The organism is Kitasatospora sp. NPDC056531 (assembly GCF_042794375.1).
Lineage (GTDB): Bacteria > Actinomycetota > Actinomycetes > Streptomycetales > Streptomycetaceae > Kitasatospora.
Window position 1 is genome coordinate 73,128 of the sequence record NZ_JBHTTU010000007.1, and the last position, 16,268, is coordinate 89,395.

4 protein-coding genes and 1 pseudogene are annotated in these 16,268 nt (G+C 72.0%); 1 reads left to right on the forward strand and 4 read right to left on the reverse strand.

Features of this window, described 5'->3' with window-relative positions; translation table 11 throughout:
* Window position 1: 1 nt before the first annotated feature.
* A complete protein-coding gene (locus ACFQ87_RS10215) occupies window positions 2-11,947 on the reverse strand; it encodes an amino acid adenylation domain-containing protein (RefSeq protein ID WP_380610186.1) in 11,946 nt (3,981 codons plus the stop codon).
* Between the two features lie 601 nt (window positions 11,948-12,548).
* Between ACFQ87_RS10215 and ACFQ87_RS10220 the strand changes: the two genes are divergently transcribed.
* A complete protein-coding gene (locus tag ACFQ87_RS10220; protein ID WP_380610187.1) occupies window positions 12,549-12,692 on the forward strand; it encodes a hypothetical protein in 144 nt (47 codons plus the stop codon).
* Between the two features lie 153 nt (window positions 12,693-12,845).
* On the opposite strand, the gene ACFQ87_RS10225 is transcribed toward ACFQ87_RS10220, so the two are convergent.
* The 3 genes and pseudogenes from ACFQ87_RS10225 to ACFQ87_RS10235 all read right to left on the reverse strand — a co-directional run bounded on the left by ACFQ87_RS10225 (window position 12,846) and on the right by ACFQ87_RS10235 (window position 15,593).
* A complete protein-coding gene (locus tag ACFQ87_RS10225; protein ID WP_380610188.1) occupies window positions 12,846-14,063 on the reverse strand; it encodes a M6 family metalloprotease domain-containing protein in 1,218 nt (405 codons plus the stop codon).
* Window positions 14,064-14,510: 447 nt separating this feature from the next.
* Window positions 14,511-14,710, reverse strand: a pseudogene (locus tag ACFQ87_RS10230) (dihydrodipicolinate synthase family protein); the annotation flags it as partial.
* A 97-nt stretch (window positions 14,711-14,807) separates the two neighbouring features.
* On the reverse strand, window positions 14,808-15,593 hold the full coding sequence (locus ACFQ87_RS10235) for an HAD family acid phosphatase (protein ID WP_380610189.1): 786 nt from the start codon (window positions 15,591-15,593) through the stop codon (window positions 14,808-14,810).
* Window positions 15,594-16,268 lie beyond the last annotated feature (675 nt).

A 16,268-nucleotide genomic window follows, 5' to 3' on the forward strand; every position in this document is an offset into this window, starting at 1 on the left:
TCTAGCTCTCGATGCCGGGTACGGCGTTGTCGATGTCCAGGGCGTCCAGCTCGTCGTCGGTCAGGCTCTCGATGAGGCTGATGCTCTCGTTGATCGCGTCCAGGTCGAGTGCGTCGGCGGCGGACCCTTGGTCCGGGAGGCTGCGCTCCAGCGCGGCTGCCAGATCGCCCAGCCGGTTCGCGTCGAAGACCGTCTGGACCGTCAGTTCGACGCCCGTCCGCTGCTTCATCAGGTTGATCAACCGGGTCACCAGCAGCGAGTTGCCGCCGAACTCGAAGAAGCCGCTCTGCGCGTCGAGCAGTCCCGCGTCGGTGTGCAGCAGCTCGGCCCACACTTCGGAGACGATCCGCTCGGTGTCGGTGAGCGGGGCCACCGGCCCGCTCACCGCGGACCGCACCGGGGCCTCGGGCTCGGGCAGCGCGGCGGTGTCGAGCTTGCCGTTGCCGGTCAGCGGCAGTGCGTCCAGCAGGACGTAAGCGGACGGCACCATGTACGGCGGGAGCGCGGCGCGCATCGCGGTGTCCAGCTGCTCCCGCAGCTCCTGCTCCTGCGGCCCGCCGGACTCACCTCGGCGGTCGTCCGCCGGTACCACGTATCCGACCAGGCGCCGCTGGTCGCCCTGGCCACGGACCACCACGCGGGCCTCCGCGACGGCGGGGTGCTCGTTGAGGCGGGTGGAGATCTCGCCCAGTTCGATGCGGTAGCCGCGGATCTTGACCTGGCCGTCGTTGCGCCCGAGGAACTCCAGCGAGCCGTCCGCCAGTCGGCGTCCCAGGTCGCCGGTGCGGTACATCCGGGCGTCCGGCGCCCCGACGAACGGGTCCGCGACGAAGCGCTGGGCGGTCAGCTCCGCACGGTTCAGGTAGCCGCGCGAGACCGCCTCGCCGCCGATCACCAGCTCGCCCACCGCCCCGGTCGGCATCGGGTTGCCGTGCCGGTCCAGCACGTACACGCTCATGCCCGGCATCGCCCCGCCGATCGGCCTGGTGGTCAGGCGGGTGTCCGGCTCGGTGACCACCCGGTAGGTGGTGACCACCGTCGTCTCGGTGGTCCCCCACATGTTCACCAGCACGGTTCCGTCGTTGACCGGCCGGGTGAACCACGGCGCCAGCGGCGCGGCGTCCAGCTCCTCGCCACCGAGCAGCACCGTGCGCACCCGGTGCGGGGCGCCGTCGTCCCCCTGTGCCGCGATCAACTGCCCGAAGCCGGTGGGCGTCTGGCCGAGCACGGTGACGCCCTCGGCGCACAGCAGGCGGTAGAAGTCGCGCGGGCTGCGGGCCACGTCCCGCGTCACCACGACCAGCCGGCCCCGGTGCAGCAGCGCGCCCCACATCTCCCACACCGTGAAGTCGAAGGCGAGGGAGTGGAACAGCGTCCACACGTCGCCCTCCCGGTAGCGGAACCACTCCTGGGCCGCGACGAAGAACCGGGCGACGTTGCGGTGCTCGACCATCACCCCCTTGGGCAGGCCGGTTGAACCGGAGGTGTAGATCACGTACGCCAGGTCCATCGGCGAGGCGCCGGCCACCGGCTCCAGGTCGGCGTCCGACAGCGCCCCCCAGCGGGCCGTGTGCCCGGGGACGTCCACCACCTGGGCACTGCCGACGTCGAGGCCCTCCGGCACCGCGCCGTCCACCAGCACCACCGTCGGGGCGCTGTCCGACAGCACGTGGCCGAGCCGCTCGACCGGCGCCGACGGGTCCAGCGGCACGTACGCGCCGCCCGCCTTCAGCACGGCCAGCGCGCCCACCACCAGCCACTCGCTGCGCGGCAGGCAGAGCGCGACCAGTGACTCGTGCCCCACGCCCAGCGCCCGCAGGTACCGGGCCAGGCGGTTCGCCCGCGCATTCAGCTCGGCGTAGGTCAGGGAGCGGTCCTCGCAGGTCACCGCCACCGCGTCCGGAACGGCACGCGCCTCCTGCTCGAACCACTCGTGCAGGTGGCGCTCCGACCTGGCGTCGGCCGCCTCGGCCGTCACCGGCTCCCAGGCGTACCCGACGAGTTCGCGGTGCCGCATCGCGGCCGGCAGCACGGACAGGTCGAGCGCCGGGGAGAGCGCGCGCTCCTCGTCGCGGAGCGCCTCGATCAGGGAGGCCATGGCGGCCTCCAGGCAGTCGATCACGACGTCGGCGTCCTGGGCCCGGTGGATCTGCGCGTCGACCCGGAACGCGTGGCCGAGGTCGTCGACCGAGACGGTCACCGGGAAGTTGCTGCGCTCGAAGACGTCCGACAGCGGCGTCACGCCCACCCGCTGCAGCCGGGCGGCGATGCCGTCGTCGGTCGGCAGGTGACGGTAGTTGAAGATCGCGTTGAACAGCGGCAGTTCACGGCCGGGCAGGCCGCTGTGCGCCCTGGCCTCGGTGAGCGGGACCTGCTCGTGACGGACCAACTCGTGCAGCAGCTCCCCGGTCCGCCGGACCACGTCGCGCACGCTCCGGCCGGCCAGGTCGAGCCGCACGGGCAGGGTGTTGATGAAGCTGCCGAGCATCCGGTCCGTGCCCGCGGGCCCCTGGAGGCGTCCCGACAGAACCGTGCCGAACACCACATCGTCGCGGTTGGCGCAGGACGCCACGGTCAGCGCCCAGCCGACGTGGAACAGCGTCGCGGGGCTGATCCGCAGCTCGGCCGCCAGGGCACGGACGCGTCGGCCCAGGTCCTCGTCCAGCGACCGGCGCGCCTCGACGACCTGCCGCCCGTCGCCGTGCACGTCGTGCAGGCCGAACATCACGGTCGGCTCCGTGACATCACCGAGCAGCTCGGTGAAGAAGGACCCGGCATCGGGCCCGGCGGGCCGCCGACCGGTGTGGGCGACGAAGTCGCGGTACTGCACCGGCTCCGGCAGGGCGTCCGCCCGGCCGTCCATATGCGCGGCGAGCTCGGCGAACAGCAGACCGAGCGACGACGCGTCATGCAGCACGTGGTGCAGGCTCAGCGCCGCGTGCCACACCCCGGTGTCCGGCTCCAGACCGGCCCGCAGCCGGATCAGCGGGGCCCGGTCGAGCGGCATCCTCGGGGCGTTGCGCACCAGCTCGGCCAGCTGGTCCACGGCCGGCGTTCCCGCCTGGAGCTCCGTCTCCTCCGGCACGAGCTCCACGTGGCGCAGCACTGCCTGGACCGGCGTGCCGAGCTGGTCGGAGAGGATCACGGTGCGCAGCGCGTCGTGCCGGGCGATCACCGCCCTCAGCGCCTCGGCGAACCGGTCCAGGTGGTCGCGGTCCGCGAAGGAGAGCAGTCCCGAGGAGACGTACGGGTCGTGCGCGCCGTCCCGGACGTGGTGGAAGAGCATGCCCTCCTGCATCCCGGCGAGGGGGTACACGTCCTGGAGGTTCGCGGCCCCGCCGGGCACGGCGGCGACGACCGCCGCGAGCTCCTGCTCGGTGAGGGAGACCAGGGGCAGCATCTCGGGGGTGATACGGGTGGTGCCGGCCGGGATCCCGGCCGGTACGGGTGAGATGCCGGAGTGGGCGGGGGTCACCGGGGCGGGCTCGGTGTGGGCGGGCGCTTGCACCGGCTGCGCCGTCCGCGCGATGGCCGCGAGATCGCGGGCGCGCAGGATGCTCGGCGGGTCGCAGAGCAGGCCTCGTTCCCGCAGCCGGTCGGCGAAGTGGTGGGCGAGCAGCGAGTGGCCGCCCAGGCCGAAGAAGCTGTCCTCGGGGCCGAGTTCACCCGCCGGGAAACCGAGCAGTTCGGCGCAGACCTCGATGACCACGTGCTCCGGGCCGGCCGGCGCGTGGACGGGCTCCGGGGCCGGGCCGGGCTCGGAGGCCGGGGTCTGGGCGGACGGGACGAGCCGGGTGTCCGGGGACGCGGGCTCCGGGCTCGCCTGTGCGGGCGCCACAGGCTCGGGCCGACCGGCCGGGGCCGCACCCGTCGGCGTGGACCGGGCCGACGTCCCGCCGAGCCAGTGGCTCGCCCGCTCGAAGGCGGTGGCCGGCAGCGCCACCAGACGCCTGCGCCGCGCGTACAGTCCACCCCACGGGATCCTGGCGCCGCACACCCACAACTCGGCGAGGCGCTCCAGATCACGGTCGGCAACCAGCGCGGAGAGGAATGCCTCACCCCGGACCCCTTCGAGCACCGCCATGAGGGGGAGCGACCCGTCGTCGGCGTTGCCCGTGTGCAGCACCGGTCCCGACGACGCGTCAGCCGCTGCGGCGCCGTCCGCCCCGGCGAGGAAGGCGGCGAGCGACGCCCGCAGCTCCTGAACGCTTCCGGCCACCACGGCGAGCCGCACCGGCATCGCCTCACGGCCCAGCTGCAGGGTGTACGCGACGTCCGCGAGGCTCACCGGGTCGCGCCGGCCGAAGAACTCCAGCAGTCGGCCCACGGCCGTCCGCAGCCGAGCCGGGTCGGCGGCCGACACGACCAGCAGGTGCGGCCCGGCGTCGTCCGGTTCGGCCCGCTTGACCGCCACCCGCGGCGGCGCCTCGACCACCAGGCTGACGTGGCTGCCGCCCGCCGCAACGGAGTTGATCAGCGAACGCCGGGCCAGCGGGCGGCCGTCCGCGTCCTCGCGCTCCTCCCAGAGGGTCAGCCGCTCGCAGAGCGTCAGCGGCCCCCCGTCCAGGGCGAGGTTGGGGTTGGTCTCCCCGGCACCGACGAGCGGGGCCAGCTCCCGATGCCGGAACTGGAGGGCGACCTTGGTGAGCTGCGCAATGCCCGAGGCCGCCTCCGGGTGCCCGAGGTTGGACTTCACCGAGCCGACCACCACGGGCTCGGCCACCCCGTCGAACACCTCCCGCAGGGCGCTCACCTCGATCTCGTCGGACAGCGCCGTGCCGTTCGCCGACGCCTCGACGTACCCGATCGACGCCGGTGCGGCACCGGACCGCTCCAGCGCCCGGCGCATGACGGTCACCTGGGCCCGACGGCTGGGCGTGAGGAAGCCGTTGGCGCGACCGCTGTGCAGCGAGGCGGTTCCCTTGATGACGGCGTGCACCTCGTCCCCGTCGCGCAGTGCGGCGTCCAGCGGCTTGAGCAGCACCGCGCCCACGGCCTCGGCCGGAAGGTAGCCGTCCCCGTCACGGAAGCTCCGGCTGTCCGGACCGCTGCCCAGCATCCGCATCTCGGACAGCCCGAGGAACTTGTCCGGCCGGGGAGCCAGGTTCACCCCGCCGACGACGGCGGCCTCGCACTCCCCGCGCTGGAGGTCGGCGCAGGCGATGTGGATGGCCATGGCCGAGGACGTGCACATGCTGTCGACCGCCAGGCTCGGCCCCTCCAGCCCGAAGAAGTGCGAGACCCGGTTGGCGATCATGTTGTACGACGCCGTCGAGGTCAGCGCCGCGAGCGCGGGGTCGGAGGTGTCCGCCCGGTACTGCAGGTAGGAGGCGCCGACGTAGACGCCGACGCTCCGCCGGTACCGGCGCTCGATCACCTCCTGGGTGACGCCGCAGCCTTCCAGCAGCTCCCACACCGTCTCCAGGAACAGTCGCTGCTGCGGGTCCATCGCCGCCGCCTCGCGGGGCGACACACCGAACAACGCCGCGTCGAACCTGTCGATGCCGTCGAGGAATCCGCCCCAGACCCCCGACCGCTCCGCCTCGTCCCAGCGGTCGGCGGGCGATTCGGTGACGCAGTCCTTCCCGTCCCGCAGGTGCGTCCACAGCGTGTCCAGGTCCGCCGACTGCGGATAGCGGCCGGCGATGCCGATGACGGCGACGTCCATGAACTTCCCTCTGCGTTCGGTGGACCGGAGCGCTGCGCGTTCCGGTGCGGATGTGGTCTTCACGGCCCCGGCGGGGCCGGCCGGCGACGCCACGGGGTCGGGGGCGGGAGCGACTGCGGGTTCGGGTTCGGGTTCGGGTTCGAGCCGGCGCTCGGGTGCGCGGTGGGGTTCGCCCAGCAGGGCACGCACGGCCGCCGGATGCTCGGCCGCGAAGTACCGCGCCAGCTCGCGCAGGGTCGGCAATTCCAGCAGCAGGGTCCTGGCCAGCGGGCCGAACGCCTTTTCCAGCCGGGTGACGGCGTCGACCGCCAGGACGGAGTCCATGCCGTACCGCTCCAGCTCCACGTCCGGGTGCAGACGCTCCGGACCGAGCTTGAGGACGTCGGCGAGCACCCTCCGCAAATGGCCGACCACTCGGTCCTCCAGCAGCCGGTCTCCGTCCCGCGCGGCCTCGGACACCGGGGCGCGGTCCCCCGCCGCGGCGGAGGCCGCCGCGGCCGTCGGGTCCGTCGCCCCCGGCCGAATCGCCCCGCCGGTGATCCGGGCCAGCGCCTCGCGCCGGCCCGCGAGCACGGTCAGTCGACCGTCCCCGGCGGCGCCCGGGTCGGTCAGCGCCCACCGCAACACGGCGAGCCCCTGTGCGGATTCGAGCGGGACCAGGTCCATGTCGCGCAACCGCTCCGCGACGGCCCGGTCCGCTCCCATGCCGCCGTCGGCCCAGAGCGGCCACCCGACGGAGACGGTCCTGCCGGTGCGCTCCCCCGCCGCGACGAGGCGGTTGCGGTACACCGCGTAGCTGTCCAGGAAGGCGTTGGCGGCGGCGTAGTCGGCCTGGCCGACGTTGCCGAAGGCGCCGCTGGCCGAGGAGAAGCACACGAAGAACTCCAGCGGCTGATCACGGGTCAGCTCGTCGAGGTGCACCAGGCCCGCGACCTTGGGCGCCAGGACCCGCTCCAGCTCCTGCGCGAGCTTGCCGACGACGAGCCGGTCCGCGAGGACGCCGGCACCGTGCAGGACACCGGTCAGCGGCCCGTGGTCCCGGACCACGTCGGCCAGCAGCCGGGCGGCGGCCGCACGGTCGCCGATGTCCGCGCGCCGGTACTCCACGGTCAGCCCCGCGGCGCGCAGCGCGTCCACCGCGGCCTGCTGCTCCCCGGTGAGGGCGGAGCGGCCGACCAGGACCACCGTGGCCCGGCTGACCGAGGCCGCGATGTCCCCTGCCACGATCCGGCCCAGCGCACCGGCGCCCCCGCTGACGAGGTAGACGCCGTCCTCCCGCCAGGGCATGGTCGAGGTGACGCCAGGGTCGGTCTCCTCCAGCACCGCCGTGTACCGGCGGCCGTCGCGGTAACGCACCTCGGGCTCGGGCCCGGGGCCGCCGGCCTCGGCCGTCAGCCGGGCGCCGACGGCGGCGGGGGATGCTCCGTCAAGGCAGTCCACGAGCTGCGCGTGCAGCCGGGGGTCCTCCAGACCGGCCGTCCGCAGCAGCCCGGACAGGCCGCCCAGGCAGGCGAGCCGATCCCGCTCCGGGCCGGTGGCCGCCGGCCGCGCCAGCGCGACCTGGAACAGCACCGGGCCCGGCAGGCCGGGCCGCAGGACCTCCTGGAGCCGCGCGAGCACCTCCCGTGCGGCCTCGGTGTACTGCCGATCCGACGGACCGTCCACCAGCGCGACGAACCGGCAGTCGGCGCTCGGCGGCAATGCGGCTCGCAGGTCGTCGCGCTCCTGCGCGGAGAGCGTGCCGACAACCGTCACGTGGTGTGCGGTAAACCCGTTCGATCCGCCGGACCCGTCGGCCTCCGCACCGGGCGCCCAGCCCGGAAGCAGCAGCGCCACCTCACCGTCCGGCCCGTTCCCGTCCCGACCGCTCCGCTCCATCGGGACGCGGTCCGGCAGGATCCCGCCGGGTGCCGCCCCGTCGAGCTCGATCCAGCAGCGCTCGCGGGCGAACGGGTAGCCGGGCAGCGGCACGCGGCGCGGCCTCGATTCCGGACCGCTCGCGCGGTCGGGGCCGTCCGTACCGAAGCCCACCGGCACCGTCTCCCACGGCACCGGGGTGCCCGCGGCCCACAGCCTCAGCAGCCGGTCGCCCGCGCCCTCCCGGGTCCAGTCGTCGAGGGCGCCCGCCAGCTCCGCCTCGTCCGGTGCTACCTCCGTGAGCACCGTGCCGCGCACCCAGCCGCCCGGCCGGTCCGGCTCGGCCGCGAACCGCGCGAGCACGGCTCTGGCCTGTGCCAGCGAGTCCGCCGCGAACGCCAGACGCTCCTCCAGGACCACCCGGCCCGTCTGGAGCGTCCAGGCGATGCCGGCCAGCTCGGCCTCGGTCAGCTCGGCCAGTCGTGCCTCCAACCGCAGTGCCTGCTCGACCAGTTGGGTCTCGCTCCGGGACGAGAGCACGAACAGCGCGGGCCTGCCGACCGGTCCCGGTCCCGGCTGCGGCATCTCGTACTCGGTGAGGACGACGTGCGCGTTCGAGCCACCCGCGCCGAAGCTGGACACCCCTGCCGTCCGGGGAAGGCGGAGGCTCCGCCCGCCGTCCGGGACCGTGGGCCGCCGCCACGGCTCCAGGCTGCGCTGCACGCGCAGCGGGGTCCGCGGAAAGTCGATGTGCGGGTTGAGCGTGGTCGCGTGCAGGCTGGGCACGAGCTGGCGGTGCCTCATCTGGAGCAGCACCTTGGTGACCCCGGCAATGCCGGCCGCGCTCTCGGCGTGCCCGATGTTGGACTTGACCGAGCCGATCGCACACTGCTCCGGCCCTGCGCCGGCCTCCTGGAAGGCCTTGACCAGCCCGGCGATCTCGATCGGGTCCCCCAGCGCCGTACCCGTACCGTGCGCCTCGATGTAGCCGACCGACCGGGGGTCGATCCCAGAGGCGGCCAGCGCCCTGCCCACGACCCTGCTCTGGGCCGCCGGGCTGGGCACGGTGTAGCCGTTGGTCCGCCCCCCGTGGTTCAGCGCGGTGCTCTTGATCACGGCGTGGATGTGGTCGCCGTCCGCCACCGCCCGGTCGAGGGCCTTGAGCAGTACGGCACCGACCCCCTCGCCGGGCACATAGCCGTCACCGCCGGCACCGAAGCTGCGGCAGCGGCCGTCGCTGGAGAGGTAGTTGCGCTGCTCCAGCATCAGGTACTTGTTGGGGTGCGCGGTGACGTTGACGCCGCCCGCGAGCGCCGCCCCGCACTGGCCGGTGCGGATCGCCTCACAGGCCAGGTGGATGGCGGTCAGCGAGGACGAGCACATGGTGTCCACGCTCATGCTCGGCCCGGTGAACCCGTAGACGTAGGACACCCGGTTCGCGACCGACGACGCGCTCCCGGACAGCGCCACCGCCTGACCGCGGTCCTGGGCCTGCGCGCCGTAGAGCTGGTAGTCCTGGTACATCACGCCGGTGAAGACGCCGACGCCGCCGCTGATGCGCTCCAGCAGCTCCCCGGTGTACCCGGCGTCCTCCAGGACGTGGTGCGCGCACTCCAGGAACAGCCGCTCGTGGGGGTCGAGATGCTCGGCCTCCCGCTGCGAGATCTGGAAGAACAGCGGGTCGAACAGGTCGATGCCGTCGAGGAAGCCACCCCAGAGGGCGGCCTCTCCCGCCCACTGCGGCCGCGTCCACCGCTCGGCCGGGACCCTGCGCACCGAGTCGCGACCGGACCTGAGGTTCTCCCAGAACTCGTCCAGGTCCGCCGCCTCCGGGTAACGGCCGCCGACACCGATGACGGCGATGTCGATCCCGGCGCCCACGTCGGACGCCTCCTGCGGGGCCGCACCCGCAACCGCGTCCGGCCCCTGGGGCGCAACCGCTTCCGGCGCAACCGCCACGGACTCCCCCGGCACCTCGGGCAGGGCGCGCGTGCTCAGCCCGGACAGGTCAGCGCACACCCGGCCCCGCTCGTCGAAGACCGTGACGTCCACCGGCGTCCGCGCCCCCGCCTGACCGCTGCCCGGCCGGTACCGGACCCAGGCGAAGGCCCGAGCGGGGATCGCGCGGTGCACGTCCACCCGCTCGACGGCGAACGGCAGGGCGGGCTTGGCCGATCGGTCCGCCGCGCTGTCCTCCCCGAGCCACAGGCCCACAGTGGCCTGCAGCGCCCCGTCCAGGACGGCCGGGTGCAGCAGGCACCCGGCGAGCGGGTCGGCGACGACCGGGAGCCGCAGCTCGGCCAGCGCCTGCGGGCGCCCCGCCGCGTCGGTGCCGGTACGCAGGCTGGCCAGCGAGCGCTGGGCGGGGCCGTACTCCTGGCCGAAACGGGCGAAGAGGTCGTAGATCCGCGCCGCCGACACCTCCGCTCCGGTACAGCCGGTCCGCGCCGTCTCCAGACCGTCCGACTCGTCCTCGCCGCCCTCGGCACGGTCTTCGACCAGGCGCGCCCGGCCCTGGCAGCATGGCGTATCGCCATCCTTCGGAGCCGTGATCTCGAACTCCGCGCCGCCGACCGCCTGCCGCACGGTGACTCGCAGCTCCAGCCCGTCGGGTCCGCAGAACGCGGGGCGCAGCCAGACGACGCCCTCCAGCCGCACCCGCTGTGCGGCCGGCCCGTCGAACCAGGTGGCCACGGCCGCCCGCGCCATCTCCAGGTGAGCGACCCCGGGCAGAACGCGGGCGCCGCGTACCAGGTGATCCCTCAGGTACGACTCGCCCCCGTCGAATCCGGTCTCGTACACCACGCCGGAATCGAGGGGGACGGCACGGTGCAGCATCGGGTGCAGGTCCGTCTTCGCCTTCGCCTTTGCCGTCGGCGTGAGCGTCGACGGCGGCGTCGAGGCGGCCGGCCGGGCGCCCCGCGGCAGGAGCGCGGGCACGACCCGGTCACCCTGTCGGGCAAGGACGTGCTCGGCCAACTCCCGCACGGTCGGCTGCGCGACCAGCACCGTAGTGGTGAGCGCCAGGCCGTAACGGTCGTTCAGGCGCTCCGCGAGAGCGGCCAGAGCGACCGGATCGAACCCGAGCTCCGTCCACCCGGCTTCCGCATCGATCTGCCGGGCCGGCACTCCGAGCAGCGCCGCGATCTCGTCCACCAGCTCGCCGCACACCACGGCCGTCGGATCGGTCGGCTCACGGCCAGCACCCACGGGGGCGCCGGTGGAGGGTGAGGCCGCCGGGCTGCCGGCCTCCGCGAGGCGCTCGTCCAGCCAGGCCGCCAGCTCCGCGATCGTGGTGTACTCGAAGACGACGGTCGGGGAGAGCTCGATGGCGAACCGGTCCTCCAACTCCCCCACCAGAGCGACCAGGGAGGCGGAGGACAGCCCGAGCTGGTAGTAGCCCGTGTGCGACCCGACCTCGGCCGGCGACACCCCGAGCCGCGCGGCGACGAGTTCGCGCAGCACGGCCACGACGTCCTGCCCCACTGCGGCGTTCTTACCGCCCGCCGCGTCACGCGAGCCGCTCGGCGAGATCGCCGCCCGGGTGGCGGCGGCGTGCGGGGCGGGCTCGCCCCGCACGTCGAGAGCCGCCACGGACCGGACCCGCTTGGCTGCGAGTCGGCCGACCTCGGCGATCTTCACCCCACGCGCGTCGTAGAACTCGGCCGCCAGCCGGATCAGTTCGTCGTCCCTGCTGGTCGAGTCGGCCGAGACCCTGACGAAGCAGTGCCTGCCCAGCGGAGCGGTCGCCCGGAACGACTCGAACACGAGCGGCAGGTAGAGGGCTTCGCCTGGGTCGCCCCCGCTTCCCTCGTGCAGCATGTGGCTGTTCACGCTGCCGCCGAGCAGCCCCGCCTCGAACAGCGCCGGATGGAAGAGGAAACCGTCCGCACCGCCCTGCTGCGCCCGGGGGAGTTCCAGCTCCACGACCAGGTCCTCACGGCGATGGTGCACCACGCCGTCGACCCTCATCAGCCCCGAGTGGACCAGTTCGTGCTCGCGGAGCCAGCCGTAGATATCGGCGAGCGACGTGTGCCGTTCCACTCCGGCGAGCGGTATCGACAGTCGCTCCGGGAAGGCGCTCGCCTGGGATTGGCGCACCGTCACCGATGCGTGCAGCACGTCCGCTTCCCGCCCGCGCCGACTGCGAACCTCGATCCGCCACCCTTCCGTGGACGCGGGACGTCCCTCGACGGTGGCCAGGACCTGCTCACCCGGCTCCGCGACGAGCGGCGCCAGGATGGTCAGGTTCCGAAACTCGACGTCCGGCATGTCGTAGCCATGCCTGGCGAGCACCTGGAGCACCAGATCCACATAACCGACACCCGGCAGAAGATTCCGGCCGTAGACGACGTGGCCTCGCAGCAACGGGTTCTCGGACGTAATGGTGAATGTCTCGGAGAACGTCACGGATTCACCCATCGGTATCCATCCCAGGGTAGCGTCGAACGGGCATTGGCACCCGACCCGGGACCAATCATGGAAATTGCCAGGCCCTTATGGAAAAGACCGGATCAACACGTTGCAATTCACATCGAACGAAAAGGAAAAGGAAGACAAGGCCTACCCGGCCGCGCGGAAGCACACGCCCCTCGCTGAAGCAGCGAGCATCGGAAAATCCGCGCCGGACATGAGTGAAGACGGCGGCCTCGCACCGTCAGAAGTCGGGAAGCATCAATGCCACACCCGTTGAGGACCAGCAGATCCCTTACGCCGCCCGCAACTTCGGTCGGCAGACCCAGCAGTCACATTCACCTCAGAAGAGACCCCCGTCACTCCTGCCCCCTTCGTGATCACTCGTCACGCTATAGGACACGCACAACGAGTGCAATGAACACAGCGTCACCTTCCGGCCGCCCTGGCAGACGGAGCGTAACGATCACCGGCGCATGCCGTACAGGATCCGACCGATCGCAGGGAACCTGTTCCTGAGCTGAAATCGTGAATCCGCAACCTCCATTTCGACATCCTTTCGACCCCCGGGAATGGCCGCCCACACGGTCCGTCGAAACTCGGCCGCCGCGTGCGGATCGTCGAAGCCCTCACCGGCACCATCGAGATGACCTCGCTGTTCCGCGCCCGCCCCGGCTACGGCGCCGGCACGATGCGGGCCGCGAACGGGCAGCCCGGCGCTGGGAACGGGCTGATTCCTGCCCGTAGGCGGTGACGGGCCATACGGTGCGTTCTTCTCCGTCGGCCCAGCCGGTCATCGGATGCTGTCGCGTGCATACGGGGTGTTCCACGGAGTAGACCAGGGCTGACTCGAACGCACCGGGGCGCCGCACCGCCCGTTGATCGGAAACGTCCCGGTGCTACGCGGTCACCACTTGTAGGTCCAGACCGTGTCGGTGGACGCGTCGGAGGCGTTCACGTAGATCCGGATGCGGGCGGTGTCGTCCTGGAACCACTGGCCGGGTCGCCAGGTCTGCATGTCCATCGTGGTGCAGTTCCCGGTGGGTGCGGCGGCGTTGGGGTTGGCGACCAGCTGGATCGGCCCGTTGCCGGTGGTGATGGAGGTGTCGACCTTGTAGATGAGGACGCCGGTGGCGCAGGCGTTGGCGTCGTTGTAGGCGGCCTTACGGGACTCGGCGACGTAGGCGGTGGTGGGGCTGGTCTTGATCACGGCCAGCCGGTAGCCGTCGCCACCGTACTCCAGCCCGGTCAGGGTGGTGGTGTACGTGTTCGCCGTGTCCAGACAGGACACCTGGGTGTCGGTGATCCAGCCGAACTTCCAGGCCTCCCAGCCGAAGTAGAGCGGGGCGGGGCCGGAGATCCTGCCCATGAGGTCCCAGCCGCCGACGTACTGGTTGAGATCGCCGCTGAAGGCGTAGAGGTCGGGCAGGCCGAAGGTGTGACTGGTCTCGTGGTCGGCGACCTTGTAGCCCCAGGTCCACATGTCCTGGCCGAAGGTCACCGCCCAGTGGATCAGCACCCAGCTGCCGGTGGGCGCGTTCCAGACCCAGGTCGGGCTGGCCGGGTCCTGGATGAAGGTCGGGGAGTGCCCGATCGCGGTCGCGGTGGCGGTCGGCACGACGTAGAACATGTCGTACTGGGAGAGGTCGACTCCGGCGTTGGCCGCAGCGGCGAGCGCGTCCTGCACGTAGACCTGGTGTGTGGTCCAGGAGAAGCCGCGCTCCCAGTTGTAGTCGGTGGAGTTCTTCGGCATGTGGACCCAGTTGGCGTACGGGACCTGGATGTCCAGCGTGGTCTGGCCGTAGGAGGCGTTCCGCATCCAGTCCGTGGCCCCCTTCAGCGTGTCGTAGTACGACGTGAGGGGCAGGACGGTGCCGACGGCGTCAGGGAAGTCCACGTAGATCAGGCCGATGCGCTTGGTGCCGATCGGGTTCTGGAACCGGGTGTAGTCGGTCTGCTGACCCTCGTCGGTGTATCCGGTCGCGCCTTGCAGAGCACACGCGGAGGCGCTGCCGTTGTACGCGTGGGCGGGCTGGGCGGGGACAACCACCAGGGCGAGTAGCGCGGACAGGACGAGGATGAGCGCCGCCGGCTGCGAGCGCCAGGGTCTGACTGAGGGATCCATGGAAGCCTCCGTAGAGATCGGTCCGGGTCGTGAACCCGGCCGGCTGCGCCCTCGCGGGCGGTCGGCCCGGTTTCCTGAGCGGTCCCAGGTACGTCGATGACTGCCGCCGTACGGGAATCGCGTGCAGGTTATCGTCCGGATCGGTCAGTGGCTTCGGCAGCTCCCAGCTCTCCATCACGTCCCGTCATGAAAGCGGAGACACCTCTTCCGGAGCATCGACGGCCGTGGTCACCTGGACGTCTCTGCGAGCAGCATCGTGACGGTCCGCTCGGCGCTGAAGAGCCGCGGTGCGGCGGCGTCCTGTTCGCGGCCGCCGAGAATGTCCACCTGCCCGCGAGGCCTTCGGTGATGATCGCCCGTCAGGCTGGCCGACGGGGGTGTCAGCGCAGGCCCTCCGCCATGGCCTTGTCGGTCGCGGCGCGGACCGCCCCGCGGCCAGCGCGAGCTCTCCAGCAGTACGTCGTCCGAGCCGATCAACAGGTCCATTCCTGGCGCGAGTCCGGCGAGCCGGTACGCGCGGCAAACATCGCCGGTGAACTCCTTGACAGCCACGGTCGAGCCGTCGGCGTGCAGTTGGGCGAGCAGTTCGGGGACCAGGTCGGCCTTGGTGTCGACGGGTTCTTGTAGGCCACGATCGGCACGCCGGCGACATCGGTGGCCTTCTCCGGCGACGACGCAGGCAGCCGCCGGGCCGCCGCCCGTGCCCCTCCGGGACAACGCGCGGCAGGCCCTGCGAGGCCGGGTTTACGGCAGGTAGTACATCGGGTTGGGCAGCTTGAAGCCCTTGTCCGCATGGCCGCCGGCCAGGTCGCTGTTCTGGTCGCCGAAGTTGCCGACGATGTCGTAGCCGAGGCTCTCGATGTGGGCCCGAGTCCCGGACTTGTACTCACTGATGGAGCAGTTCGCCCCGCACGGCAGGTATGGCGCGGGTGCGGTCTTGTTCTTCAGGAACAGGTGCGCTTCGTCCGCGACGGGGAATCCGACGGCGGCGAGATTGGCCGCCGTGGCGGTGCGCTGGGCCTCGGGGCGGCCGGTGATGTAGAAGACCGTGTAGCCCTGTTGCTGGGCCCAGTTCGCCAGGTCGTTCATGCCGAAGACGGCCGGCATGGTCTTGGTGGCGATGTACTGGGCGTTGCTGGTCGGGTTGTAGACGAAGGTGGTCTCCAGCTCGTAGTTGTACGTGGACAGCGTGGTGTCGTCGACGTCGAGGACGATGGCCTTCTTGCCGGAGTGGTCGTGCTTGATGCGCTGGGCCAGGTACTTGCGGGCCTGGGACTCGATGCCCTTGACCTGGGTGGCGTAGTTGCTGTCCGGGGAGGGCCAGTGCTCGCCGCTGGCATCGACGGTGTCGCCGTAGTACGCCTTGATCTTGGCCACCTCGTCCGTCATGTTGGTGATCTGACGGTCCGTCCTGGGTGCGGAGGCGTCCGCTGCGGCGAGCCCGCCGCCGGCCACCACCGCGCCGACGACGACGCCGACGGCGAGGGTGGAAATCTTCCGCGTACGGGACGTCAGGGTCTTTTCGAGCATGAGGGCTTGCTCCTTCTGCCGCAGGCCGGGAGGGCATGATTCGCCCGTCGAACCGGCGTGGGGGCTGCGTGATCCCCCGAACCGTAGGGGCAATCAACTCCACAGGTCAAGCGCTGTCTACGCGCATGGTCTACGCGCGATGCGATCGGGAACCCGCAGGCCCGTCCGCATTCCGCCCTTCAGCCCCCGACTCGACCGGCGTCTCGCCACGTGAGATCTTCGCGCGATCCACTTCCACAGACTGTTGCAATGCATTCCGACTATGGCAACCTTCCGTTCATTCGGTCGAGCCGAACACCGCTCGATCTATGCTCGCGCACCTCACCGCGCCCTTCCAGCTGAAGTCCGAGTCCGCCCCGAGTTTCCACCTCGACGGCAACCCACCACCGAACCGATCAGCCACCAACTCGCCGACCACACCGAGATGAAGACCCTCCACACGGTCACCGGCGACCCCCTGCGCACCGCGACCTTCACCGACTTCCTCGACCCGAACTACCTCACCGTCGCCGGCGCCGCGAACTGCGCGACCCCGTGCGTCGGCCTGAACGACCACGGCGACTTCGCGCCCGACATCAACACCACACGGCGGTGGGGGGGGGAGCCCCCCCCCCCCCCCCCCCCCCCCCCCCCCCCCCCCCCCCCCCCCAACCCCCCCCCCCCCCCCCCCCCCCC

Coding starts and splice junctions, on each gene's coding strand:
- ACFQ87_RS10225 (WP_380610188.1), bottom strand. CDS start 14,063: ATGGATCCCTCAGTCAGACCCTGGCGCTCGCAGCCGGCGGCGCTCATC.
- ACFQ87_RS10235 (WP_380610189.1), bottom strand. CDS start 15,593: ATGCTCGAAAAGACCCTGACGTCCCGTACGCGGAAGATTTCCACCCTC.
- ACFQ87_RS10215 (WP_380610186.1), bottom strand. CDS start 11,947: ATGGGTGAATCCGTGACGTTCTCCGAGACATTCACCATTACGTCCGAG.